Annotated in this window: 28 protein-coding genes; 24 read left to right on the top strand and 4 right to left on the bottom strand. The window is 61.5% G+C overall.

The features are described 5' to 3' along the window. Window positions 1-973: 973 nt before the first annotated feature. Entirely contained in the window at window positions 974-2,413 is a 1,440-nt protein-coding gene (locus tag ABVV53_RS15310; RefSeq protein WP_353985300.1) for a GGDEF domain-containing protein, read from the top strand. A gap of 279 nt (window positions 2,414-2,692) precedes the next feature. Here the strand turns inward: ABVV53_RS15310 and ABVV53_RS15305 are convergent, their stop codons facing one another. The 4 genes from ABVV53_RS15305 to ABVV53_RS15290 form a co-directional block, all read right to left on the bottom strand. Beyond that, window positions 2,693-3,409 (bottom strand): hypothetical protein, encoded by a 717-nt coding sequence (locus ABVV53_RS15305; RefSeq protein ID WP_353985299.1) that lies wholly within the window; start codon window positions 3,407-3,409, stop codon window positions 2,693-2,695. A gap of 108 nt (window positions 3,410-3,517) precedes the next feature. Continuing rightward, complete coding sequence (locus ABVV53_RS15300; protein WP_353985298.1) at window positions 3,518-4,357, bottom strand: undecaprenyl-diphosphate phosphatase; 840 nt, start codon at window positions 4,355-4,357, stop codon at window positions 3,518-3,520. Then, entirely contained in the window at window positions 4,354-4,710 is a 357-nt protein-coding gene (locus tag ABVV53_RS15295; RefSeq protein ID WP_353985297.1) for a VanZ family protein, read from the bottom strand. The genes ABVV53_RS15300 and ABVV53_RS15295 overlap by 4 nt, the downstream gene beginning before the upstream one ends. Window positions 4,711-4,802: 92 nt before the next feature. Next, window positions 4,803-6,041: a glycosyltransferase family 4 protein gene (locus ABVV53_RS15290; RefSeq protein WP_353985296.1), complete on the bottom strand. Its 1,239-nt coding sequence runs from the start codon at window positions 6,039-6,041 to the stop codon at window positions 4,803-4,805. Between the two features lie 114 nt (window positions 6,042-6,155). On the opposite strand from ABVV53_RS15290, the gene ABVV53_RS15285 reads away from it, so the two are divergent. The 23 genes from ABVV53_RS15285 to rplE all read left to right on the top strand — a co-directional run bounded on the left by ABVV53_RS15285 (window position 6,156) and on the right by rplE (window position 22,022). Next, on the top strand, window positions 6,156-6,833 hold the full coding sequence (locus ABVV53_RS15285) for a response regulator transcription factor (RefSeq protein WP_353985295.1): 678 nt from the start codon (window positions 6,156-6,158) through the stop codon (window positions 6,831-6,833). Further along, window positions 6,815-8,173, top strand: a complete 1,359-nt coding sequence (locus ABVV53_RS15280) for a sensor histidine kinase (protein ID WP_353985294.1) — start codon at window positions 6,815-6,817, stop codon at window positions 8,171-8,173. The genes ABVV53_RS15285 and ABVV53_RS15280 overlap by 19 nt, the downstream gene beginning before the upstream one ends. 540 nt (window positions 8,174-8,713) lie before the next feature. Then, a complete protein-coding gene (locus tag ABVV53_RS15275) occupies window positions 8,714-9,022 on the top strand; it encodes a PadR family transcriptional regulator (protein WP_353985293.1) in 309 nt (102 codons plus the stop codon). Then, entirely contained in the window at window positions 9,019-9,597 is a 579-nt protein-coding gene (locus ABVV53_RS15270; RefSeq protein ID WP_353985292.1) for a hypothetical protein, read from the top strand. The genes ABVV53_RS15275 and ABVV53_RS15270 overlap by 4 nt, the downstream gene beginning before the upstream one ends. 42 nt (window positions 9,598-9,639) lie before the next feature. Further along, on the top strand, window positions 9,640-10,056 hold the full coding sequence (locus ABVV53_RS15265) for a hypothetical protein (protein ID WP_353985291.1): 417 nt from the start codon (window positions 9,640-9,642) through the stop codon (window positions 10,054-10,056). A gap of 592 nt (window positions 10,057-10,648) precedes the next feature. After that, window positions 10,649-11,020: a 30S ribosomal protein S12 gene (gene rpsL / locus ABVV53_RS15260; protein WP_179407162.1), complete on the top strand. Its 372-nt coding sequence runs from the start codon at window positions 10,649-10,651 to the stop codon at window positions 11,018-11,020. A gap of 58 nt (window positions 11,021-11,078) precedes the next feature. Further along, a complete protein-coding gene (gene rpsG, locus ABVV53_RS15255; RefSeq protein ID WP_353985290.1) occupies window positions 11,079-11,549 on the top strand; it encodes a 30S ribosomal protein S7 in 471 nt (156 codons plus the stop codon). Window positions 11,550-11,687: 138 nt separating this feature from the next. Continuing rightward, on the top strand, window positions 11,688-13,760 hold the full coding sequence (fusA, locus tag ABVV53_RS15250) for an elongation factor G (protein WP_353985289.1): 2,073 nt from the start codon (window positions 11,688-11,690) through the stop codon (window positions 13,758-13,760). Window positions 13,761-13,853: 93 nt separating this feature from the next. Continuing rightward, complete coding sequence (gene tuf / locus ABVV53_RS15245; RefSeq protein ID WP_353985288.1) at window positions 13,854-15,044, top strand: elongation factor Tu; 1,191 nt, start codon at window positions 13,854-13,856, stop codon at window positions 15,042-15,044. Between the two features lie 150 nt (window positions 15,045-15,194). Next, window positions 15,195-15,506, top strand: a complete 312-nt coding sequence (gene rpsJ / locus ABVV53_RS15240; RefSeq protein WP_353985287.1) for a 30S ribosomal protein S10 — start codon at window positions 15,195-15,197, stop codon at window positions 15,504-15,506. A 288-nt stretch (window positions 15,507-15,794) separates the two neighbouring features. Then, entirely contained in the window at window positions 15,795-16,550 is a 756-nt protein-coding gene (gene rplC / locus ABVV53_RS15235; RefSeq protein WP_353985286.1) for a 50S ribosomal protein L3, read from the top strand. A 4-nt stretch (window positions 16,551-16,554) separates the two neighbouring features. Continuing rightward, window positions 16,555-17,181 carry a 50S ribosomal protein L4 gene (gene rplD / locus ABVV53_RS15230; protein WP_353985285.1) on the top strand — a complete coding sequence of 209 codons (627 nt, stop codon included), beginning with the start codon at window positions 16,555-16,557 and terminating at the stop codon, window positions 17,179-17,181. Further along, entirely contained in the window at window positions 17,174-17,488 is a 315-nt protein-coding gene (locus ABVV53_RS15225; RefSeq protein ID WP_353985284.1) for a 50S ribosomal protein L23, read from the top strand. Before rplD ends, ABVV53_RS15225 begins: the two co-directional genes overlap by 8 nt. Window positions 17,489-17,492: 4 nt before the next feature. Then, the gene (gene rplB / locus ABVV53_RS15220; RefSeq protein ID WP_353985283.1) at window positions 17,493-18,329 is read left to right on the top strand and encodes a 50S ribosomal protein L2; all 837 of its coding nucleotides are present in this window, start codon (window positions 17,493-17,495) and stop codon (window positions 18,327-18,329) included. 6 nt (window positions 18,330-18,335) lie between these two features. Next, window positions 18,336-18,614: a 30S ribosomal protein S19 gene (gene rpsS, locus ABVV53_RS15215; protein WP_353985282.1), complete on the top strand. Its 279-nt coding sequence runs from the start codon at window positions 18,336-18,338 to the stop codon at window positions 18,612-18,614. After that, window positions 18,614-18,991: a 50S ribosomal protein L22 gene (rplV, locus tag ABVV53_RS15210; RefSeq protein WP_353985281.1), complete on the top strand. Its 378-nt coding sequence runs from the start codon at window positions 18,614-18,616 to the stop codon at window positions 18,989-18,991. Before rpsS ends, rplV begins: the two co-directional genes overlap by 1 nt. A 3-nt stretch (window positions 18,992-18,994) precedes the next feature. Beyond that, on the top strand, window positions 18,995-19,690 hold the full coding sequence (gene rpsC, locus ABVV53_RS15205) for a 30S ribosomal protein S3 (protein ID WP_353985280.1): 696 nt from the start codon (window positions 18,995-18,997) through the stop codon (window positions 19,688-19,690). 21 nt (window positions 19,691-19,711) lie between these two features. Next, a complete protein-coding gene (gene rplP / locus ABVV53_RS15200) occupies window positions 19,712-20,146 on the top strand; it encodes a 50S ribosomal protein L16 (RefSeq protein ID WP_021233439.1) in 435 nt (144 codons plus the stop codon). A 1-nt stretch (window position 20,147) separates the two neighbouring features. Continuing rightward, window positions 20,148-20,351: a 50S ribosomal protein L29 gene (rpmC, locus tag ABVV53_RS15195; RefSeq protein WP_353985279.1), complete on the top strand. Its 204-nt coding sequence runs from the start codon at window positions 20,148-20,150 to the stop codon at window positions 20,349-20,351. 11 nt (window positions 20,352-20,362) lie between these two features. Further along, on the top strand, window positions 20,363-20,650 hold the full coding sequence (gene rpsQ / locus ABVV53_RS15190) for a 30S ribosomal protein S17 (RefSeq protein ID WP_353985278.1): 288 nt from the start codon (window positions 20,363-20,365) through the stop codon (window positions 20,648-20,650). A gap of 109 nt (window positions 20,651-20,759) precedes the next feature. Continuing rightward, window positions 20,760-21,128: a 50S ribosomal protein L14 gene (gene rplN, locus ABVV53_RS15185; protein ID WP_353985277.1), complete on the top strand. Its 369-nt coding sequence runs from the start codon at window positions 20,760-20,762 to the stop codon at window positions 21,126-21,128. Further along, window positions 21,128-21,448: a 50S ribosomal protein L24 gene (rplX, locus tag ABVV53_RS15180; protein ID WP_353985276.1), complete on the top strand. Its 321-nt coding sequence runs from the start codon at window positions 21,128-21,130 to the stop codon at window positions 21,446-21,448. The genes rplN and rplX overlap by 1 nt, the downstream gene beginning before the upstream one ends. After that, window positions 21,441-22,022, top strand: coding sequence for a 50S ribosomal protein L5 (gene rplE / locus ABVV53_RS15175; RefSeq protein WP_353985275.1), 582 nt, complete (start codon window positions 21,441-21,443; stop codon window positions 22,020-22,022). Before rplX ends, rplE begins: the two co-directional genes overlap by 8 nt. Window positions 22,023-22,037: the final 15 nt, after the last annotated feature.

The raw sequence follows: 22,037 nt of genomic DNA, 5'->3' as shown, positions 1-22,037 counted from the left end.
CACGAGCCGCGCCTTTAGCAAAAATCGTGCACAGCCTGTCACCGCACTAAGATCCGACACCTCCGCCTCGGCGCGTTTTTACACAGCCTCGGGCGACAGTTGCCGCCAGGCATCCCTGCACGTCCTACCCTGAAGCATTCTTCAGACGGCCAACATGACCAGTGGAGAATAGCCGAAGAAGAGCCTGGAACGTGACCACCGCCATCAAGCGGCAATGCTGAAAGGACCGTTTGCACGCGCTGAAGCCAAAGCAAATCTGGGAGATCTCCGCGGCTGAATCAACTTCGGCCACAGGTGATCAGCACCAACTTGGCCCCACAGACCCCGACAATCGAACAAGTTAGTGCGGCAGTAAAGGAGATAGATGACTGCCGTCTAATCGGGAGATGGGTTGAGCACATCACTGCGACTCCCCTCCACGATCTTTGATGATTTTATACATTCAGTAATATCCCAGCTATATATTACTGTTCCAACTACTACCATACCGCTCCGGTGAACCTGTGGGAAGCAAACGGGCGTCGGAGTCGGGAAGAGACAGAGCATGTTTGCACGCGATAATTGGACGCGAGCTGAACAATCGGCGCCATCGGACAAGGCTCGTTGCCACACGATATTACCGCTTATAGCTGTGCGGGGTGCTTGATAGTAGCACCCACTGAACTTGCTGTTTTTAGCCTTTGTTAGTCGGAGCGACATGATAGACCTGCCGATGAAGAGCTGGCGGTGGTTCGCCAGCTTGTCGCTTTTGCTTACAGGCCTGATCGCGTTTCCAGTTTGGGCTAAGCCGCCGGCGGGGACTTGCTTCGCTGTTTCTGCGCGATCTGAAATCTCGCGCCCGCCATCCAGGGTGCGCTGTACGGGAACGCCGACAGATTATCGGGACAAGAGTTTATGGTTGCGGCTGCCTCTTGCAGCAGAGACCGAAAAACGGGGCGGCTCGCTCGTGGTGCACACCACGCGATTTAAGAGCATGAGCGCCATGTTCGCTTACCCCGATGGATCGGCCGACGTTCAAACGATCGATCAAGGGGCGTTTCGCGACCGCTGGCATATTGGCGGCCAACTTGGCTTCTCGTCGCGTGTCGGCATTCCTGTGACAGGAGCCTGGCTACGCATAGAGGGCCTGGAACACTACGATCTGCTACGCGTGCGCTTCCTGCCTGGAGAGGCAGCAGCCCGACAATTTGAGCTGTCAGCACTGGCGATCGGCGCCGCACTCGCCCTGCTGGCCATAGCGGCTGCGTACAATGTCGGCCTTGCCGTATTTCTGCGCCGCCAGTTTTTTCTATGGCATGGCTGCTGGGCTGCATCGGTACTGGTATGGGGCATTGTCTGGTCGCAATCAGGATTGGTTCTCTTTCCCGCGATGGCTGGCACGATGTCGGCGCGGCTGGCGACGATCCTTGCCTGCCTTGCAGTGATGTTCGCAGCGTTCTCGAGTGCTGCCGCACTTCGATCAGCACTGCCAGAAACAGCGAGGCGATCGGTTGTCGGTCTTGGCCTGCTTGTGGCTGCGTTGGGCATCGGCGCCAGCCTCCCCGGCGCGGCCCTCCAAGTGTACGGTATCCTTCTGGCGATCGCGACTCTGCTGACACTCACCGCAGTGGCGATCTCCATCGGCACAGCGTGGTGGCGCGGTCATGCGGAAGGTCGGGATATGGCTATAAGTTGGGCCTTCCCGATGATTGTGCTGGGTACGACCCAGCTGGTCGACCTTGATACATTTCTGTGGGGCGGGGGCGCCCAGATCGCGGTCTTGTTCGCGTCGGCCTTCCAAACCTTATGCTTATCCTCGTTGGCGACTGCGCGCCTGAGTGCCTTGCGCGTCGAACGGGATACGGCCGTGGCAGCCAGCAACGCGCTTGCCGAACTGGCTGATCGCGATCCACTCACCGGACTGCTCAATCGGAGGGGCTTTGTCACCCGTTGTGAACAGGCATTCGGAGATCAAAAGACAATCCCGTTCGGGCTGCTTTTGATTGACATAGACCACTTCAAGCGGGTGAATGATCGGTTCGGCCACGAGACCGGGGATGCTTTGCTAGTTTCCTTCGGCGAGAAGTTGCGATCACTTGAGCAGCGCTATCCTTGCTTAGCCGGTCGGATGGGCGGCGAAGAATTTGTCCTGGGAGTTACTGGACTGTCGCGGCATGGGCTCGGCCTGTTCGCCGAGGTCACACGCGAGGAGCTCCACACCTGCAATCACAGCACTGGAGCGGCGCTTCCTGCTGTCACCGTCAGCATCGGTGTGGCTGAAGGCGTAGCCGATGGGCCGTTCCGAAAGCTATACGGAAAAGCGGATCGCGCCCTCTATGCGGCGAAGCACGCTGGCCGGAACACTGTAGTCTTCGCCTCTGGGAGCATCGAAGTGCCGGATGCGCAGATCAGTTTCTTCGAGCTTGAAGAATAGAAAAGGACATATGTTCAATGCACACGGCTTGGCTGGCGTGCTCCGATAGTACTGTTGCCAAAGATCTGATGACGGTGATCGAGCCGGTATGAGAAGCGCCCAACCTCCCGAGCTCCAGCGCCTTTGACACGCAGGCCGCTCGACAGTCAGCGGTGCGGCGCTCACCTCTGCGTTAGACGGCATATCGGACCGCACAAAAAAGCTCTGGGCGTCATCCGAAACGGTGGGTGGGAGTAGCCGCCTGGCGAACGGCCGCGAGAAGTGCGCACCAGCGAGACTTCAAAACTCTTTGATCAGCCGGACAGCGGCGCGTGGACGCCAGGGCTCATGTTCTTCACGCACGGCGCCCACGCCGGCTTGAAGGCTGAGCTGCGTGGTCAGATCCTGGTGCAACTGGGGCATAACCAACGTTCGGTGTTCGCCTCCACGTTTGAAGTTCACCTCTAGACCCAAGACGGTATCCGCGGAAAGGTCGTAAAAAGTGGAGTGATTGACGATGAGGCTGGTTTGGTCGGACCCGCCAAATGTGACATCGCCCACGCCAGCCATCATCATGGTGCTTAAGCGTTCATCGAACCGGTAGCCGAGCACGTAAACAAGCGTGCTTTCCCAACGGGTGGACGCGCGATTGTAGAGGCCGAGGTACTGTACGCCGTGAATCGCCCGTCCTCCGGAAAAGGTGCCGAACGTGCCTTGCAGACCCAGCTTATAGTCGGTGAGGCGCGCTCCATCGAAGGGAAGTTCGGCCTCGACTGCGAAGCCGTCGACGATGGCGTATTCGACCTCGGGCGCCCATTCCACTGCGCGATGCGCGCCGGACAAGTTTCGCTCGGCCAGAGTGTTTGCTTCCAGCTCGCCCCGTTTGGCACCCAGAGGCCGCACCATGTCGAAGACCATCGGCTCTGGAATGATGGGAGCGTCCTGTGCAATCACCGCACTGGGAAGACTTGAGAGCGCTATCGCGCTGCATGCAAGGACAAGTGACATGTGAGGCATGATGATGGGAGCGCTCCGGCTGGGGTGAGTTTGAGCTGCCCGCAAAGATGCGTGGCGGACGCGTCATGAAACGCGGCGCTTACAGCGACCTTACAGATCGCCTGCGGCTCAGGTGGGAGGGATCATTCCTGTGAGCAGCATCACCAGCAACGCAGACCCAGCCGCGATGCGATAGATGACGAAGGGCATGTAGCTGCTCGTCGCGACGATCCGCAGGAACAGCGCGATCACGATGTAGCCCACAACAAAGGCCAATCCCGTTGCGAGTGCGGTCTGTCCTGGTGTCATCGGGCCGAAGCGGCCCCAACTGTCGAACAGTTGGAGAAAACCCGAAGCAAGCACCGCAGGAATAGCGAGCAGGAATGAGTAGCGAGCCGCAGCCTCGCGGGTATAGCCCATCGCCAGTCCGGCGCTGATCGTTCCTCCCGATCGGGATACACCAGGCACCAGCGCTAGAGCCTGGGCGAAACCGAAGAGCAAGCCGTCGCGCCAGCTGAGTGCCTCCAGCGGCTTTTGCCTGAAGCCCCGGCGGTCGGCGAAGCCGAGCAGGACGGCAAAGAGGATTAGCATCCCGGCGGTGAGGTAAAGATTGCCCAGCGGCCCCTCGATCGCCTCCTTGAACGCAAGTCCAAGCACAGCGATCGGAAGCGTGCCGAGTATGACCAGCCAGCCCATGCGCGCGTCCGCCACATCCGGCCCGCCGAGCATGCGGGGCGAGCGCAGAGAACGCAGCCACGCTGTCGCAATGCGCCAAATATCGCGCCGAAAATAGAGCAGAACGGCAGCCTCGGTGCCGATCTGGGTAATGGCTGTGAAGGCGGCTCCCGGATCGGTTCCGGAGGGCAGAAAGGCCCCGGCAATTCGCAGATGCGCGCTGGAGGATACCGGCAGGAACTCGGTAAGCCCCTGTAGCAACCCCAGCAGGACAGCTTCAGCCCAGCCGTTCACGCTTCGTACTCACGCCGGACGATGTGGCGCACTGCTATCGCAATCGCTATTGCCGTTGCGGTGGTGACGAGATCCAGCATCCAGTCGAGCCACGAGCCATGCCGACCCACCGCCATGATCAGCTGCGCCAGTTCGATGACGCCGCCGAACACCGCATGCGCTGCGAAGACCCACCAGAGGGACAGGCGCGGATAGGCTGCCATCAGGAGCCAGGGCAGCACCAGGAAAGCGAGGATGTGTCTGGTGGTGCCGTCCGATATTATCTCGCCAGCGGGACCCGGACTCAGCGCAAGGAACAAGGTCAGCGCCACCGCCAGCCAAAGCGCAACGCGTATCATTGAAGCTAGTGACACGGGGGGCTCGGCTGGCAACCCAATACGGCGGCTATGCTCATCCCGAGCAGCTTCAGCGTGATGAGCCTCGCTGTGCATCGAAGGAATGCCTATCAGATCGCCGCTCTGCTTTGTGGCACAGCCTCCGGTGATTCCGCGTCCACAGAATCGGCTCGGCCGAGCAGATCAAGATAGCTCTCCCAAACCTGGTGCGATGCGCTGTCCCAGTCGTAGGCGGCACTGGCCTGCCGTGCTCGTTGCCCCATGCGGATCCGCATGTCGAAGAAGGAGGCAAGTCGCGCGATGTTCACGACGGCTGCGTCGAGATCACCTACAGGGTAAAGCAAACCGGTTCCCCGATCCAAAAGGGCGCTACCGCTGGGCACATCCGCGCTCACCGTGGGCAGCCCGGAAGCCATTGCCTCCAGCGTTACGTTCCCGAACGCTTCGGTGATGCTGGGGTTAAAGAAGATGTCGGCGCTCGCTACGGCTTGGCCGAGCGCCTCGCCCGCCAAGTGGCCCGTCAGACGCGCTGGGGGCAGCCGCTGGTCCAGCCACTTGCGCTCTGGCCCGTCACCTATAACCACGGGTTCGATCGGGAGCCCGGCCGCATACAAGCGATCACACACTTCCGCGAAGTCGGACAGCCCCTTTTCACGGACCAGGCGGCCGAAGAAAAGGAGCGCGATGCGGTCTTCCGCAATACCGTTCGACCTGCGCCATGCATCGGACCGCCGCGCGGGATCGAATTGCACTCGATCGACGCCCCGGCTCCAAAGTCCCACTTTCCCGTCCAGGCCGGCGTCGGCGAGTTCAGCGGCAATTGCTCTGGTAGGCGCCAGCACGCGGTCGCTTCTGGCGTAGAACCGAGAAAGGTACCGCTCCATCGCCGGTCGGACGAAACGGGCGCCATAGAAGTCCACGTATTTTTCGAAGCGGGTATGCAGGCTGGTGACGGTGGGCACACCAAGCTTGCGGGCGAGCCGCTGGGCAGCAGCGCCAGTCCAGTCCGGCGCGGAAAGATGGAACAGGTGCGGCTGGAATGCTTGGATGTCGCGCTGGGTCGCTGCCGGCAACCCAAGCCCCAGCCGGTACTCACCCCGCCCGGGAAGGGGTACCGAGGGAATTGAGACAAGAGTGCCTTGTGGCGCGAAGGCTGGCCTGGGCGATGTCGGCGAATAGACGCGAACCGACGCGCCTTGCCGCTCAAGGTATTCGACCAGCCTGTTCAAAGCCTGATTGGCACCGTCACGTACATAGTTATAGTTGCCCGAGAACAGGGCAACCCGAAGCGGCCCGTCCCATTTGTCGGGGAATTGTGCGACGGCGCTCCGCGCGCTGGCCTGGTGCATGCTCGATTCCGGTGTATGCGTCTTCGGCACGTCCGGCCGTCGACTTCGCGGCTGAGCTAGCGGCGCGCGCTTACATGAGCCTTACAAGGGCATCCGGGCATCAAAGAGACTGTGATGAGACTGCTGGTTGTCGAAGACAATGTTGACCTTGTGGCGATGCTGGACCGTTTGCTGCAGGCTGCCGGCTTTTCGATAGATCATGCGGGTATAGTGGACGATGCACTGTTGATGCTCGGTGGAAGGGAGTACGCGGCAGTCGTGCTGGACTTGGGGCTCCCCGATGGGTCGGGGCTTTCCGTTGTCCGCGAGATGCGCAAGCGAGGTAAAACAACGCCTGTCATCGCGCTAACGGCTCGAGGAGCAGTCGCAGATCGTGTGTCCGGCTTGGCCGCGGGTGCCGATGATTATCTGGTGAAGCCCTTTGCGCCCGAAGAACTGCTCGCGCGGCTTCAGGCTCTGCTGCGCCGCACCGGTACGACCGTGGATCGCGTGATCGAGTGTGGCAACGTCCGTTTCGACCCGAGCACGCGGGAGGTGGAGATCAACGGATTCCCCACAGTCCTGACCGCACGCGAACTTGAACTGCTCGACGTCCTCATCCGCAGGAGTGGCCGCGTAGTACCAAAGCCAACGGTCGAGGCGCAGCTCTTCGGCCTCGATGACGATCTTGGGTCCAACGCCGTGGAAGTCTATGTGCATCGCCTGAGGCGGCGTCTGGCCAATGCCGCTGCATCCGCAGAGATCGTGACAGTCCGCGGTGTCGGCTATATGCTATGCGCCCGCGACGGGTGATCTTCGGTCTGAACTCCCTGCTGTCGCGCATTCTGTGGTGGCACGGCGTCGCGGTGGTCTTCACGGCCGTCGCGGTGTCGGCGGGCGTATATCTGTTCCTCGATTCCACTGCCGACCATTTTCAGCGCGAAACGCTGCGAGTGCATGCTGAAAGCGCTCGCAAGAGCCTGCGACTTGGATTGGAGGGACAAGTACAACTTGCAACCTCCGAACATTTGACCAAACTGCCGCGGACTTTCTCCCTTTCCGTCATGGATGGCGGTGGGCGGCGGCTAGCCAGTTCGAGCCCGACCGCGATCGTTCCCACCGACAGGATTCCCCGTGGCGGAGCACCGACCTATTTCAAGCGCAGGTCTCGTTCAGCCATCTACTCCGGCTATAGCATGCCGGTGCCATTCGCGGGCAGCACGGTCTGGGTCGTCGTAGTTCAGAACCTCGAACATCCCGACTACATTGTCGATGATGTCCTCCGACAGTTCTTCGTCTATGGCCTCTTCATCGTTCTGCCTCTACTCCTGCTTTTGCTGGTGGTGGACGCGTGGATTGTTCGGCGTGCCTTGGGGCCCGTCATGGATGCGTCAACGCTCGTCCGCACGCTCCATCGGCAACAGCTCGACGTCCGCATTCCCGAGGCGCGGCTCCCTTCGGAGGTTCGCCCCCTCGCGAGCGCCGTGAACGCCGCGCTCAACCGCGTGATTGAAAGCTATCGAACCCAGAGAGACTTCACTGCCGACGCCGCGCACGAACTCAGAACGCCGATTGCGCTCGCGCGTATGCGAGTAGAATCGGTGAGCGAGGAGGCACTCCGTTCCGCCCTAAAGCGAGACCTCGACCAGCTCGGGCGAACAGTCAGCCAGTTGCTCGAGATCGCCGAACTGGATGGCGTGTTGCCCGCAATGGACGACACCATCGATCTACGCGCTCTGGCGGCCGAGACGGTGTCGGCGATCGCCCCGCTTGTATTCCGCCGCAGGCAGAGCATCGCCTTGACGGGTTCGGAGACTCCGGTGGTCGTGCGCGGCAATGCGGAGATGATCGCTCGTGCCCTCAAGGGTTTGGTCGAGAACGCCGTCACGCATACGCCCGCAGGCACCGCGATCGAGGTGGACGTTCAAACGAACGGGATCCTCAGCGTTCTCGACAATGGCCCGGGCATAAAGGAGAGCGAGCAGGAACTCGTCTTCCGACGCTTCTGGCGCGGAGATCGCACTACGGCGAACAGCTCGGGACTTGGACTCGCGATCGTCTCGAGGATCGCCGAAGCCCATGGTGCGAAGGTCTCCTTGCGCACCAGAGCTGGCGAAACGGTATTTGCCATAAGGTTCCCGGTTCAGTCCTAGTATCCATTCCACGCATTCGAAAATGCGTGGAATGGTCGGTCTTCGGAGCGATAACAGCCACCGTAGGTAAGCGCGAAGCAGCCGATGGGCCTCGCCAAATCAGCGGCAGCCTACCGCCGCGCGGCCCCTGTTTTGCGGGAGGCTCTTTGCCAACAAGGCTGCCGTTCAGGCGGCATCCGATCGAAGCCCGCTTTCAAGCTCGTCCAATCGGGGGCTGAGCGACTGGGACTGGGCGCGATGCCGACCGTAAGGTTCGGATGAAACGAATGGCAGGTTACAGCGGGTACGGTCGATCTTGCTCCAGTCGCTGAAAGTCGTGAGTTGGTCGTGAGCAGGCGCTGCATATTTCGCCGCTCGGATGGGCACACATCCTCCTCACTGGCGAGTACCTCTGGCCCAAAGACACCGCCGCTTAGGGTGTCATTTCGCCCTCAGCCGGAACCGACCCCTCAGTAGGGAGAGGTTTCGGCAAAGCGTCCTTCTCGAATGCAGCGATTAATCCTGTTGACTGCCATAGTCTACTTAGGTAGATAATGCATGATGTCACGACGGCCTAACTCATCAAAACAAGCTCGTGCTGTTCTGGAAGCGCTGATCGCGCGCCCGGAGGCATGGCGGCATGGCTATGACCTGCTTCAAGAGACGCAGCTCAAATCCGGGACGCTCTATCCGCTGCTGATGCGGCTGGCTGATGGCGGGCTGCTCGAATCCGAGTGGCATTCACCCGTTCCTCCGGCCCGTGCTCCTCGCCATGTATACCGGCTCACACCCGCAGGTCGCGCCTTTGCACGGTCGCTGCTCGCCGGCGCGGATACCCGCGGACCCTATCTGATCGGAGCAACGGCATGAATGCCTTCAGTCGCTCTCTGGCGGCCACGCTCATCGGCTGGTGTGCTGCGCTGCTCCCGTCCGATCGCACTTCGTGGGCTGCCGCGATGAAGGCCGAAGTGGATGCTATAGAGAACGGGAATGCCGCGCTCTCTTTCGCCATTGGATGCGTCTGGGGTTCGATCAAGGAGAGGACGTTCACCATGGCCTTCGCCGCCCGATCCGTACGGTTCGCCACGATCGCTGGAATGCTCGCCCTTTCTTTCTTCGGGGCCGTGACAACCGGACGGATGATTGACGCCAATGCGTCGAGCGCGATGGTTTTCGGCCTGACTTCCGCTCTTTTCGGAGCAGCGGCAGGGTGCAGCTACTTACGGAGACCGATGGCTTTGGTGCAAACCGCCTGCTCGCTGATCCCCTTCTACATCTTGACCTATGTCTTCTTGTCACATGAAATTCGCATGGCCGGCGCGTGGGCCGATGGACGGCTGTATCAGGCGCTCGCGATCGAAGGGGTGGTCATCTGGGCTGCCGTTCTGGCGGGCAGCATCTTCAGTCTTCGCGTCGAGACGCTCTCCACCATCAAGCGCACGTGAGTTGAAGCAATGAGAAATGGCTGGCTGGTCACAGCAGGGCTCTTGAGCAGCGCTGCATCATTGTTGCACTTTGCCACCATCGTCGGTGGGCCGGATTGGTATCGGTTCTTCGGAGCCGGAGAAGAGCTCGCGCGGGCTGCCGAGCGTGGCTCAGCAATGCCTGGCTTGGTCACCGCTGCAATCGCTACAGTCCTGGCTGTCTGGGCGTTGTACGCGTTCTCCGCCGCAGGCCTCGTTCGGCGTCTGCCGTTGGTGCGAACTGCGCTGGTTTGCATCACCAGCGTGTACATGCTTCGCGGACTGGCTGTCATCCCGCTACTCACGCTCAAGCCGCAGCTGGTGGATTCCTTCGCGATTGTCAGCTCCCTCGTCGTTCTCTGCTACGGCGTGACCTACGCAGTTGGGACGTGGCTGGCCTGGCCCAGCCTCCGTTCGCACACATCTTTGCCGTCGATCTAGCCGATCGCGGCCGGTCAACTTACTTCCCAGGAGACCATCCTTTTTAGGGACGGCAGCTTTGACCACCTACCTCCCGAAAGCGGACCGGCAGCTCTCCACCAGCTTTTGTCGTTCCTCTCTTTCCGACGCGCCCCCACGCGCGCAGACGGGGAACCAGATCAAAGGAGCCGCCGCCGTTTCGCCGCTCCCTCACATCCCTTGACCGCGGCGCCAATCCCGTCTAACGGCGCCCATCCCCTCGCTGGCTCTGCACGCGTGGGATGATAGAGCTGAACATTGCCGCATGCACGTGCGGGGCTACTCGCCCTGGTCAGGAGGCCTCCTCCTCACGTCTTGCGACAAAGTAATCCGGCGGGTGCGTCGGGTGGAGTGTTTTCGGCTCACGTGACGGCGAGGTTGTCTCGGGTGTCGCCTGTTTTGCGGCTTCGGCTGATGGCACGGCATCACCCCCCTCGCTTTTTCGTGACCCCGTTTCTTCTCTTCCCCCATGTCCTCGCCACTTTGTGGACCGGGGTGCGACGGGTCCGTTCCGCGCTGCCTCATCGTTGAGGCGGGGCGGATCCATCGCACTCCATCAGGAAGAAGAGTAAAGATGCCGACGATCAACCAGCTGATCCGCAAGGGTCGCGAGCCGCAGAAGGCCAAGTCGAAGGTCCCTGCGATGGAGCAGAACCCGCAGAAGCGCGGCGTCTGCACCCGCGTTTACACCACGACTCCGAAGAAGCCGAACTCGGCGCTTCGCAAGGTCGCCAAGGTGCGCCTCACCAACCAGCGCGAGGTCATCTCCTACATCCCCGGCGAAGGCCACAACCTGCAGGAGCACTCGGTTGTGCTGATCCGCGGCGGCCGCGTTCGCGACCTTCCCGGCGTGCGCTACCACATCCTGCGCGGCGTGCTCGACACGCAAGGCGTCAAGGACCGCAAGCAGAGCCGCTCGAAGTACGGCGCCAAGCGTCCGAAGTAAGGTTTGAGCAGGCCGGCCCTTTGGGTCGAAGCCGCAAAAGTTTCCGAAGGAATCGAACATGTCACGTCGTCGTCGCCCCGAGAAGCGGGAAATCCTGCCTGATCCGAAGTTCGGAGATCAGGTTCTGTCGAAGTTCATGAACAACCTCATGTATGACGGCAAGAAGTCGGCTGCCGAGAGCATCGTCTACGGCGCGCTCGACACCATGGAATCGCGCGCCAAGGCCGATCCTGTGCAGCTGTTCCACTCTGCGCTGAGCAACGTTGCTCCGCAGATCGAGGTCCGCAGCCGCCGCGTCGGCGGTGCGACCTACCAGGTGCCGGTCGAAGTCCGCCCCGAGCGTGCGCAGGCCCTCGCCATCCGCTGGCTGATCACCGCCGCGCGTAACCGTCCGGAGACCACGATGTCGGCGCGCCTGTCCGGCGAGTTGCTCGACGCGGCGAACAATCGCGGCAACGCCGTGAAGAAGCGCGAAGACACGCATCGCATGGCAGACGCCAACCGCGCTTTCTCGCACTACCGCTGGTAAGATCGGTTCGCCGTACGCTCCGCACCTCCACGGGTGCGGGGCTTCGGCTCGTCATCGCGGCGTCACACTTTTAATCAAGGAGTTGGGAACCTATCTCACGCTTGGCTCCCCTCCCTCGCACACCCAAGGATTGATACCATGGCACGCAGCCATCCGCTTTCGATGTACCGTAACATCGGCATCATGGCGCACATCGACGCCGGCAAGACGACGACGACCGAGCGCATCCTCTACTACACCGGCAAGTCCTACAAGATCGGCGAAGTCCACGACGGCGCCGCCACCATGGACTGGATGGAGCAGGAGCAGGAGCGCGGAATCACCATCACCTCGGCAGCGACCACCTGCTTCTGGGGCGACTACCGCATCAACATCATCGACACCCCTGGACACGTCGACTTCACCATCGAGGTCGAGCGTTCGCTGCGCGTCCTTGACGGCGCTGTAGCATGCTTCGACGGCGTCGCGGGCGTTGAGCCGCAGTCCGAGACCGTGTGGCGCCAGGCCGACAAGTACGGCGTGCCGCGCATGTGCTTCATCAACAAGCTCGACCGCACCGGCGCCAACTTCAAGTACTGCGTGCAGTCGATCATCGACCGCCTCGGCGCTACGCCTGCCGTGCTATACCTCCCGATCGGCATGGAAGCCGACCTGAAGGGCCTGGTCGATCTCGTCAGCAACCGTGCAATCATCTGGAAGGATGAATCGCTGGGCGCCGAGTTCTTCTACGAAGACATCCCCGCAGACATGGCTGACGAAGCTGCCGAGTACCGCACCAAGCTCATCGAGCTGGCGGTCGAGCAGGACGACGAGGCCATGGAAGCGTACCTGGAAGGCAACGAGCCTGACGTCGACACGCTGAAGAAGCTGATCCGCAAGGGGACGCTTGGCCACGCCTTCGTACCGGTCGTTTGCGGCTCGGCGTTCAAGAACAAGGGCGTGCAGCCCCTCCTCGACGCCGTTGTCGACTACCTGCCTTCGCCGCTCGACATCGAGGACGTTCAGGGCGTCAAGGTCGACAGCGACGAGAAGGACAGCCGCCCCCCGCAGGATGACGCGCCGTTCAGCGCTCTTGCCTTCAAGGTCATGAACGATCCGTTCGTGGGCTCGCTCACCTTCATCCGCATCTACTCGGGCACGCTGTCAAAGGGCACGTACCTGAACTCGGTGAAGGGCAAGAAGGAAAAGGTCGGCCGCATTCTCGAGATGCACGCCAACGACCGTAAGGACATCGACGAGGCCTTCGCAGGCGACATCGTTGCCCTGGCCGGCATGAAAGAGACCACCACGGGCGACACGCTCTGCGCAGAACGCGCGCCGATCGTGCTCGAACGCATGGAGTTCCCGGACCCCGTTATCGAGCTTTCCGTTGAGCCCAAGACCAAGGCCGACCAGGAGAAGATGGGCGTCGCGCTCAACCGTCTCTCAGCCGAGGATCCCTCGTTCCGCGTCTCGACCGATCACGAATCCGGCCAAACCATCATCAAGGGCATGGGCGAGCTTCACCTGGACATCATCGTTGACCGCATGCGTCGCGAGTTCAAGGTGGAGGCGAACGTCGGCGCACCGCAGGTGGCTTACCGCGAATACCTCGGCAAGCCAGTAGACGTGGACTACACCCACAAGAAGCAGTCGGGCGGCACCGGCCAGTTCGGCCGCGTGAAGGTGAAGGTGAATCCGGGCGAGCGCGGATCGGGCATCATCTTCAAGGACGAGATCAAGGGCGGTAATATTCCCAAGGAATATATCCCTGCGATCGAGAAGGGCATGCGTGAGACGGCAGCCTCGGGTTCGCTGGTTGGCTTCCCGATCATCGACTTCGAGATCCTGCTCTATGACGGCGCGTACCACGACGTCGACTCCTCGGCGCTTGCGTTCGAGATCACCGGTCGTGCAGCGATGCGCGAAGTCGCTCAGAAGGCAGGTATCAAGCTGCTGGAGCCGATCATGAAGGTCGAAGTTGTCACGCCTGAGGAGTTCATGGGTGACGTCATCGGCGACATGAACAGCCGTCGCGGTCAGATCCAGGGCACAGACAGCCGCGGCAACGCACAGGTCGTCGAAGCGATGGTTCCGCTGGCCAACATGTTCGGCTATGTAAACCAGCTCCGCTCGTTCACGCAGGGGCGTGCGAACTACTCGATGTTCTTCTCTCACTACGACGAAGTCCCGGCGAATGTCGCGGCTGAGGTCAAGGAGAAGCTTGCCTAAGAGGCGAGATCATTCTAGGGGCGGCGCTCGATTCCGCGGGCGTCGCCTCAATTTCCCGCAGTTTCAGATCCAAGCGAAAAGAAGGTTTGTAAGATGGCGAAGGCAAAATTCGAGCGGAACAAGCCGCACTGCAACATCGGCACCATTGGTCACGTCGACCACGGCAAGACCACGCTGACGGCGGCCATCACCAAGGTCATGGCCGAAGCGTTCGGCGGTGAAGCGGTTGACTTCGCCAACATCGACAAGGCTCCCGAAGAGCGTGAGCGCGGCATCACCATTTCGACCGCACACGTCGAGTACGAGACCGATGCACGTCACTATGCGCACGTCGACTGCCCGGGCCACGCCGACTACGTGAAGAACATGATCACCGGTGCCGCCCAGATGGACGGCGCGATCCTGGTTGTGAACGCAGCTGACGGCCCGATGCCGCAGACTCGCGAGCACATCCTGCTTGCACGTCAGGTCGGCGTTCCCGCTCTGGTCGTGTACATGAACAAGGTTGATCAGGTCGACGACGAAGAGCTCCTTGAGCTCGTTGAACTCGAAGTTCGCGAACTGCTCAGCTCGTACGACTTCCCCGGCGACGATATTCCGATCATCAAGGGTTCGGCTCTGGCCGCTCTGGAAGGTCGCGACGACAACATCGGCAAGGAATCGATCCTCGCACTGATGAAGGCTGTCGACGAGTCAATCCCGCAGCCGCCCCGTCCGACCGACAAGCCCTTCCTGATGCCGGTTGAGGACGTGTTCTCGATCTCGGGTCGTGGTACGGTTGTCACCGGCCGCGTCGAGACCGGTATCGTCAAGGTTGGCGAGGAAGTCGAAGTTGTCGGCATCCGTGACACCCAGAAGACCGTTGTCACGGGCGTTGAAATGTTCCGCAAGCTGCTCGACCAGGGCGAAGCTGGCGACAACATCGGCGCGCTGGTCCGTGGCCTTAAGCGTGAAGACGTTGAGCGTGGCCAGGTTCTGGCCAAGCCGGGCACCGTGACCCCGCACACCGACTTCGACGCCGAAGTGTACGTCCTGTCGAAGGACGAAGGTGGCCGTCACACGCCGTTCTTCGCCAACTATCGTCCGCAGTTCTACTTCCGCACCACGGACGTGACCGGCGAAGTGATCCTTCCTGAGGGCACTGAGATGGTCATGCCGGGCGACAACGTCACGATCTCCGTCAAGCTGATCGCGCCGATCGCCATGGACGATGGCCTGCGCTTCGCAATTCGCGAAGGCGGTCGTACCGTCGGTTCGGGGGTTGTCAGCAAGATCACAAAGTAATATAGGGCCGTCTCTCCTGGGAGATTCGTCTCCTGGGACCGGTTTTCTGACGATCGCCCCGCTCTTTCTCGGCTCCCTCTTTCGGGGTCCAGCGCGGGAAAGGGCGGGGCGATCGCCTTTTTTTGAACGCTCTTTCTCATCGGTAGGGACATGGAAGCTCAGAACATCCGCATTCGCCTCAAGGCGTTCGACCACCGCGTACTCGACCAGGCCACTGGAGAGATCGCGGACACTGCCCGCCGCACGGGCGCGCTGATCCGGGGCCCCATTCCTCTGCCGACGAAGATCGAGAAGTTCACCGTGCTTCGCGGTCCGCACATCGACAAGAAGTCGCGTGAGCAGTTCGAAGTGCGTACGTACAAGCGGTTGCTCGATATCGTGCAGCCCAACGCCGCCACCGTCGATGCGCTGATGAAGCTCGACCTAGCAGCAGGCGTCAACGTCGAGATCAAGCTGGCCTAAGCCGCATCGCTCGACGTAAAGTTTCGGACCTCGGTCCACATTCCTTCTGGGTTTCGGCCCAGCTCTAGCGGGGAGAAAACTCGCGAAGGGACAGAGCCGCGACTTCCAAGGTCGTTGCGGACACAAGGGATACCTCCGGAGGAATTTCTTCCGGGAATGCGTCCCCCGTCTCGCTTCCGCAGCCACGTGGCTGCAGGGGGCACCCAGCCCGGACGGGGCTCGCATCACACCAGGGCTGGACACGCCTGTCGGGATGGTCTCGGCAGGCCTCTGTTAGGAGTTTTGGTCATGCGTACCGGCGTGATCGCCAAAAAAGTCGGGATGACTCGGCTTTTCCAGGAGGACGGACGGCATGTGCCCGTAACCGTTCTGGCGCTGGAAGATTGTCAGGTGGTTTCAGTCCGCACCTCGGATGTTGACGGCTACGTCGCCGTCCAGCTCGGTGCCGGCGAAGCTAAGCAAAAGAACGTCAACAAGCCGCAGCGTGAGCACTTCGCCAAGGCGCAGGTGCCGCTCAAGCAGCGCGTAGCCGAGTTCCGCGTCGCTGACGATGCGTTGCTTGAAGTCGGCTCTACCATCGCGGCCTCGCACTTCGTGCCGGGTCAACTGGTCGACGTCGCCGGCCACACGCAGGGCAAGGGTTTCCAGGGCGCCATGAAGCGCTGGGGCTTCGGTGGTCTTCGCGCCACTCACGGCGTCTCGCTCTCGCACCGTTCGCACGGTTCGACTGGTCAGCGCCAGGATCCGGGCAAGGTCTTCAAGAACAAGAAGATGGCCGGCCACATGGGCGACCGCCAGCGTACGCAGCAGAACCTAGAAATCGTGCGCGTCGATGACGAGCGCGGCTTGCTTTTCGTAAAGGGCTCGGTGCCTGGCTCGAAGAACGCATGGCTGACCGTCTCGGATGCCGTGAAGGTCGCTCGCCACGCAGAGGCGCCCTACCCGGCCGCTCTCAAGACCGCTGCAAACACCAACGACTCGGTTGCCAACACGCCCGCGGAAGACACCGCGACGCCTGAAGCAACCGAAGGCCAGGAGGGCTGATCAAGTGAAGGTACAGGTCCTCAATCTGGACGGTTCCAACGGCGCCGGTGACATCGAGCTTTCGGACGACGTGTTCGGCATCGCGCCGCGCGCAGACATCTTGCATCGTGTCGTCACCTGGCAGCTCGAGAAGCGTCGCGGCATCGCCCGCGCCACTCGCGAGCGCTCGGAGGTTGCCCGCACAGGCAAGAAGTTCGGCAACCAGAAGGGCGGCGGCACGGCACGTCACGGCGATCGTGCAGCTCCCGTGTTCATCGGTGGTGGTAAAGCTCACGGCGCACGTCGTCGCGAGTTCAACCCTTCGCTGAACAAGAAGGTTCGTGCGCTCGGCCTCAAGATGGCTCTTTCCGCCAAGGCCCAGAACGGTCTCGTTGTCGTCGACAGCCTTGATGGCGTCGAAGCCAAGACCAAGGCGCTCATGGGTCAGTTCGGCAAGGCCGGCTGGAACGGCAAGGTCCTCGTGATCGACGGCGACGCCGTGAACGAGAGCTTCGCGCGCGCTGCCGGTAACCTCGTCGGTGTGAACGTGATGCCCGCAGTCGGCGCCAACGTCTACGACATCCTGAAGCATGATACGCTGGTGCTGACGCGCGCCGCGGTCGAGAAGCTGGAGGCGCGTTTCAATGGCTAAGACCAAGGAAGTGGATATCCGTCACTACGACGTGATCCTCTCGCCCCACATCACCGAGAAGTCGACCATGCTCTCCGAGCACAACGCGGTCGTGTTCAAGGTGGCGGACAAGGCAAGCAAGCCCGAGATCAAGGCTGCGGTTGAAGCGCTGTTCTCCGTCAAGGTGACCGGCGTCAACACCATCGTCGTCAAGGGCAAGACCAAGCGTTGGCGCGGTAAGGAATACCGTCGCAGCGACGTGAAAAAGGCGATTGTCACGCTGGCTGAAGGCCAGTCGATCGACATCACCGAAGGCGTACGGGGCTGATCCGATGGCACTGAAGAATTACAATCCGACAAGCCCCGGGCGTCGCGGCCTGGTCCTCGTCGACAAGTCTAGCCTGCATAAGGGCAAGCCCGTCAAGGCGCTGACCGAGGGCAAGCACAAGACCGGCGGCCGCAACAACAAGGGTCATGTCACTTCGCGTGGTATCGCCGGCGGCCACAAGCAGAAGTACCGCTACATCGACTTCAAGCGTCGTAAGTGGGACCAGCCTGCGACCGTCGAACGGCTCGAATACGATCCCAATCGCACGGCATTCATTGCCCTCGTGAAGTACGAGGATGGTGAGCTTGCCTACATCATCGCGCCGCAGCGTCTTGCTGTGGGTGACCAGGTGGTCGCCGGTGAGAAGACCGACGTCAAGCCGGGCAACGCAATGCTGCTTAGCCAGATGCCGGTCGGCACGATCTGTCACAACGTCGAGATGAAGCCCGGCAAGGGCGGCCAGATTGCACGTTCGGCCGGCACTTACGTGCAGGTCGTGGGTCGTGACCGCGGCATGGTCATCGTTCGCCTTAACTCAGGCGAGCAGCGCTACCTGCGCGGCGATTGCATGGGAACTGTAGGTGCGGTGTCGAATCCCGACAACGCCAACCAGACCCTCGCGAAGGCCGGTCGCAAGCGGTGGATGGGTCGTCGCCCCCTCACCCGCGGTGTCGCCAAGAACCCGGTCGACCACCCGCACGGTGGCGGTGAAGGCCGGACCTCCGGTGGTCGTCATCCGGTTACCCCGTGGGGCAAGCCTACCAAGGGTGCCCGTACTCGCAACAACAAGCAGACGGACAAGCTGATCATCCGTTCGCGCCACGCCAAGAAGAAGAGGTAAGACACGATGGCACGTTCCGTCTGGAAAGGCCCCTTCGTTGACCTGTACCTTCTCAAGAAGGCTGAGGTTGCGCAGGATGCCGGCAGTCGCGCCGGTCCGATCAAGACCTGGTCGCGTCGCTCCACTATCCTCCCGCAGTTCGTCGGGCTGACCTTCCAAGTCTATAATGGCCAGAAGTTCATCCCCGTTGCGGTCAATGAGGACATGGTCGGCCACAAGCTCGGCGAGTTTGCGCCCACGCGCAACTTCCCCGGCCACGCCGCCGACAAGAAGGGCAAGCGCTGATGAGCAAGCAAGCAGCACCCCGTCGCGTCGGCGATAAGGAAGCTCTGGCTGTCAACACCACGATCCGTGGTTCGGCCCAGAAGCTCAACCTCGTTGCTGGCCTGATTCGCGGCCGGCGCGCCGAAGAAGCGATGAACATCCTCGCTTTTTCGAAGAAGGGCATGGCTGACGAGGCCCGCAAGGTTCTCGCTTCGGCAATCGCCAACGCCGAGAACAACCACAACTTGGACGTCGACGCGCTCGTCGTGGCCGAGGCAAGTGTGGGCAAGTCGATCACCATGAAGCGTTTCCACGCTCGTGGTCGCGGCAAGTCCACACGGATCCTCAAGCCGTTTTCGCGCTTGCGGATCGTCGTTCGCGAAATCGAGGAGGCCTGAGCCATGGGTCATAAATCCAATCCGATTGGCTTGCGCCTTCAGATCAACCGCACCTGGGACAGCCGTTGGTTCTCCGAGGGCGCTGAGTATCGCAAGCTGCTTGAGGAAGACCTCAAGATCCGCAAGTTCATCGTCGAGAGCCTGCCCCAGGCAGCGATCTCCAAGGTGGTGATCGAGCGTCCTGCCAAGCTGTGCCGCGTGTCGATCTATGCCGCTCGTCCGGGCGTCATCATCGGCAAGAAGGGCGCCGACATCGAGAAGCTTCGCAAGAAGCTGGCGTCGATGACGGCGAGCGAAGTCAAGCTGAACATCGTTGAGATCCGCAAGCCGGAGATCGATGCAAAGCTTGTTGCCCAGGGCATCGCCGACCAGCTCATTCGTCGCGTGGCGTTCCGCCGGGCGATGAAGCGCGCGATGCAGTCTGCCATGCGGCTTGGCGCCGAAGGCGTGAAGGTCATGTGTGGCGGCCGTCTCGGCGGTGCTGAAATCGCCCGCGTCGAGCAGTACCGCGAAGGTCGCGTCCCGCTCCACACCCTGCGTGCCAACATCGACTATGCCGAAGCCGAAGCGCTCACCGCATACGGCATCATTGGCATCAAGGTGTGGGTCTTCAAGGGCGAGATCCTTGGTCACGACCCGACGGCGCAGGACCGCTTGATGATGGAGGCTCAGACCTCCGGCGTCCGCCCGGCGCGCTGAGCTCAGGATTAGAGAAGCACCATGCTGCAACCGAAAAAAACCAAGTTCCGCAAGGCTTTCAAGGGCCGGATCAAGGGTGACGCCAAGGGCGGTACCGATCTGAACTTTGGGTCGTACGGCCTCAAGGCTCTTGAGCCGGAGCGGATCACCGCCCGTCAGATCGAAGCGGCTCGCCGTGCGATCACCCGCCACATCAAGCGCCAGGGTCGCCTCTGGATTCGCGTCTTCCCGGACGTGCCGGTCTCGAAGAAGCCGGCCGAAGTCCGCCAGGGTAAGGGCAAGGGTTCAGTGGAATACTGGGCCGCACGCGTAAAGCCGGGCCGCATTCTGTTTGAACTCGACGGTGTCGCCGGCCCGCTCGCTGCAGAGGCTTTCAGCCGCGCGGCGATGAAGCTGCCAATCAAGACCAAGGTCGTCGCCCGCCTCGGCGACACCTCACATTTGGGAGGTGAGTGACATGGCCAAGACCGAGGACCTGCGCGCCAAGACTGATGACCAGCTCAATGCTGACTTGGCCGATCTCAAGCGTGAGCAGTTCAACCTGAGATTCCAGGCGGCAACGAGCCAGCTCGAGCGCCCTGCCCGGATCAAGGAAGTCCGCCGCGACATCGCCCGGATCAAGACGCTGCAGACGCAGCGCTCTGCTGAAGCGGCGAAGTAAGGAGACACACGATGCCCAAGCGTATTCTGACGGGGACCGTGGTTTCCGACAAGACCGACAAGACTGTGACCGTGCTGGTCGAGCGTAAGGTGAAGCACCCCCTTTACGGGAAGATCATCCGTCGTTCGAAGAAGTACCACGCCCATGATGAAGCCAACTCGTACCGGACGGGCGAGCGCGTTCGGATTGAAGAGACCAAGCCGATCTCCAAGACCAAGTCCTGGGTCGTGCTTGATCGCCTGCAGGCGAGCAAGGGCACTGCGATTGAGGCGAACCTCGACGTGGACAACGCCCGCTAAGCTGTGTATGGGCGCCGATCCCTCGGTGCCCCTCCAGCTTAGGCAGGGTACGAGATTTTTTGGAACTGCCGGACTAGTTCCGGCAAGCCGTTGAGAAGGAACCGGATCGATGATCCAGATGCAATCCAATCTCGACGTCGCGGATAACAGCGGCGCTAAGCGCGTCCAGTGCATTAAGGTGCTGGGTGGCTCTAAGCGTCGTACCGCAGGCGTCGGCGACATCATCGTGGTGTCGGTCAAGGAGGCGCAGCCCCGTGCACGCGTCAAGAAGGGCGACGTGCACCGCGCGGTGATCGTGCGCACGCGTAAGGATGTGCGCCGTGCCGATGGCAGCGTGATCCGCTTCGATTCGAACGCGGCCGTGCTGATCAACAAGAACGAGGAGCCGATCGGCACTCGTATCTTTGGCCCTGTGGTCCGCGAGCTTCGTGGCCGCGGCTTCATGAAGATCATCTCGCTCGCTCCGGAGGTGTTGTAATGGGCGCCGCTAAGATCAAGAAGGGCGACAGCGTCGTCGTTCGGTCGGGCAAGGACAAGGGCCGTACCGGCACCGTCGTTCAAGTCATGCCGAAGGAAGGCAAAGTCGTGGTCGAGGGCGTCAACGTGATGACCCGCCATCGCAAGCCTAGCCAGGCGAACCCGCAGGGTGGCATCGACCGCCTCCCCGCGCCGATGGCGATCAGCAAGGTCGGCCTTGCCGATCCCAAGGATGGCAAGCCTACTCGCGTCCGTTTCGAGACCAAGGACGGCAAGAAGGTCCGCGTGGCCGTAAAGTCCGGGGAGACCATCGATGGCTGATTCCTACACCCCTCGCCTGCGCCAGCGCTACGACGACGAGATCGTCAAGGCGATGACCGAGAAGTTCGGTTACAAGAACCGCATGGAAGTGCCGAAGATCGAGAAGATCACGCTCAACATGGGCGTGGGCGAAGCGAGCCAGGACAAGAAGAAGGTCCAGACTGCCGCTGCCGAGATGGAGGCGATTGCCGGTCAAAAGCCCGTGATCACCAAGGCTCGCAAGTCGATTGCGCAGTTCAAGCTGCGTGAAGGCATGCCGATCGGCTGCAAAGTCACCTTGCGTCGTGAGCGGATGTACGAGTTTCTTGATCGGCTGGTTACCGTTGCCATGCCGCGCATCCGCGACTTTCGGGGCCTTAACCCGAAGTCATTTGACGGTCGCGGCAATTATGCGATGGGCTTGAAAGAGCAGATCATCTTCCCAGAGATCAGCTACGACAAGATCGACAAGGTGCGTGGCATGGACATCATCGTCACCACCACCGCGAAGTCCGATGACGAGGCGCGCGAGCTGCTGCGCCTGTTCGGGTTCCCGTTCCCGGCGGAAGCCGCCGAAGAGAAGCAGGCCGCGTGAGCGGTTGCAGGAAGA

The sequence above is a fragment of the Novosphingobium kalidii genome (assembly GCF_040534015.1).
Taxonomy (GTDB): domain Bacteria; phylum Pseudomonadota; class Alphaproteobacteria; order Sphingomonadales; family Sphingomonadaceae; genus Novosphingobium; species Novosphingobium kalidii.
The sequence above is the reverse complement of the archived record's forward strand: the minus strand, read 5'-3'. Positions and strand labels throughout refer to the sequence as shown.

Excerpts from the sequence above, each read along its gene's own strand:
- ABVV53_RS15310 (WP_353985300.1), top strand. The coding sequence starts at position 974 with ATGAGCGCCATGTTCGCTTACCCCGATGGATCGGCCGACGTTCAAACG.
- ABVV53_RS15305 (WP_353985299.1), bottom strand. The coding sequence starts at position 3,409 with ATGCCTCACATGTCACTTGTCCTTGCATGCAGCGCGATAGCGCTCTCA.
- ABVV53_RS15290 (WP_353985296.1), bottom strand. The coding sequence starts at position 6,041 with ATGCACCAGGCCAGCGCGCGGAGCGCCGTCGCACAATTCCCCGACAAA.
- ABVV53_RS15285 (WP_353985295.1), top strand. The coding sequence starts at position 6,156 with ATGAGACTGCTGGTTGTCGAAGACAATGTTGACCTTGTGGCGATGCTG.
- ABVV53_RS15280 (WP_353985294.1), top strand. The coding sequence starts at position 6,815 with ATGCGCCCGCGACGGGTGATCTTCGGTCTGAACTCCCTGCTGTCGCGC.
- ABVV53_RS15275 (WP_353985293.1), top strand. The coding sequence starts at position 8,714 with ATGTCACGACGGCCTAACTCATCAAAACAAGCTCGTGCTGTTCTGGAA.
- ABVV53_RS15270 (WP_353985292.1), top strand. The coding sequence starts at position 9,019 with ATGAATGCCTTCAGTCGCTCTCTGGCGGCCACGCTCATCGGCTGGTGT.
- rpsL (WP_179407162.1), top strand. The coding sequence starts at position 10,649 with ATGCCGACGATCAACCAGCTGATCCGCAAGGGTCGCGAGCCGCAGAAG.
- rpsG (WP_353985290.1), top strand. The coding sequence starts at position 11,079 with ATGTCACGTCGTCGTCGCCCCGAGAAGCGGGAAATCCTGCCTGATCCG.
- fusA (WP_353985289.1), top strand. The coding sequence starts at position 11,688 with ATGGCACGCAGCCATCCGCTTTCGATGTACCGTAACATCGGCATCATG.
- tuf (WP_353985288.1), top strand. The coding sequence starts at position 13,854 with ATGGCGAAGGCAAAATTCGAGCGGAACAAGCCGCACTGCAACATCGGC.
- rpsJ (WP_353985287.1), top strand. The coding sequence starts at position 15,195 with ATGGAAGCTCAGAACATCCGCATTCGCCTCAAGGCGTTCGACCACCGC.
- rplC (WP_353985286.1), top strand. The coding sequence starts at position 15,795 with ATGCGTACCGGCGTGATCGCCAAAAAAGTCGGGATGACTCGGCTTTTC.
- ABVV53_RS15225 (WP_353985284.1), top strand. The coding sequence starts at position 17,174 with ATGGCTAAGACCAAGGAAGTGGATATCCGTCACTACGACGTGATCCTC.
- rplB (WP_353985283.1), top strand. The coding sequence starts at position 17,493 with ATGGCACTGAAGAATTACAATCCGACAAGCCCCGGGCGTCGCGGCCTG.
- rpsS (WP_353985282.1), top strand. The coding sequence starts at position 18,336 with ATGGCACGTTCCGTCTGGAAAGGCCCCTTCGTTGACCTGTACCTTCTC.
- rplV (WP_353985281.1), top strand. The coding sequence starts at position 18,614 with ATGAGCAAGCAAGCAGCACCCCGTCGCGTCGGCGATAAGGAAGCTCTG.
- rpsC (WP_353985280.1), top strand. The coding sequence starts at position 18,995 with ATGGGTCATAAATCCAATCCGATTGGCTTGCGCCTTCAGATCAACCGC.
- rplP (WP_021233439.1), top strand. The coding sequence starts at position 19,712 with ATGCTGCAACCGAAAAAAACCAAGTTCCGCAAGGCTTTCAAGGGCCGG.
- rpmC (WP_353985279.1), top strand. The coding sequence starts at position 20,148 with ATGGCCAAGACCGAGGACCTGCGCGCCAAGACTGATGACCAGCTCAAT.
- rpsQ (WP_353985278.1), top strand. The coding sequence starts at position 20,363 with ATGCCCAAGCGTATTCTGACGGGGACCGTGGTTTCCGACAAGACCGAC.
- rplN (WP_353985277.1), top strand. The coding sequence starts at position 20,760 with ATGATCCAGATGCAATCCAATCTCGACGTCGCGGATAACAGCGGCGCT.
- rplX (WP_353985276.1), top strand. The coding sequence starts at position 21,128 with ATGGGCGCCGCTAAGATCAAGAAGGGCGACAGCGTCGTCGTTCGGTCG.
- rplE (WP_353985275.1), top strand. The coding sequence starts at position 21,441 with ATGGCTGATTCCTACACCCCTCGCCTGCGCCAGCGCTACGACGACGAG.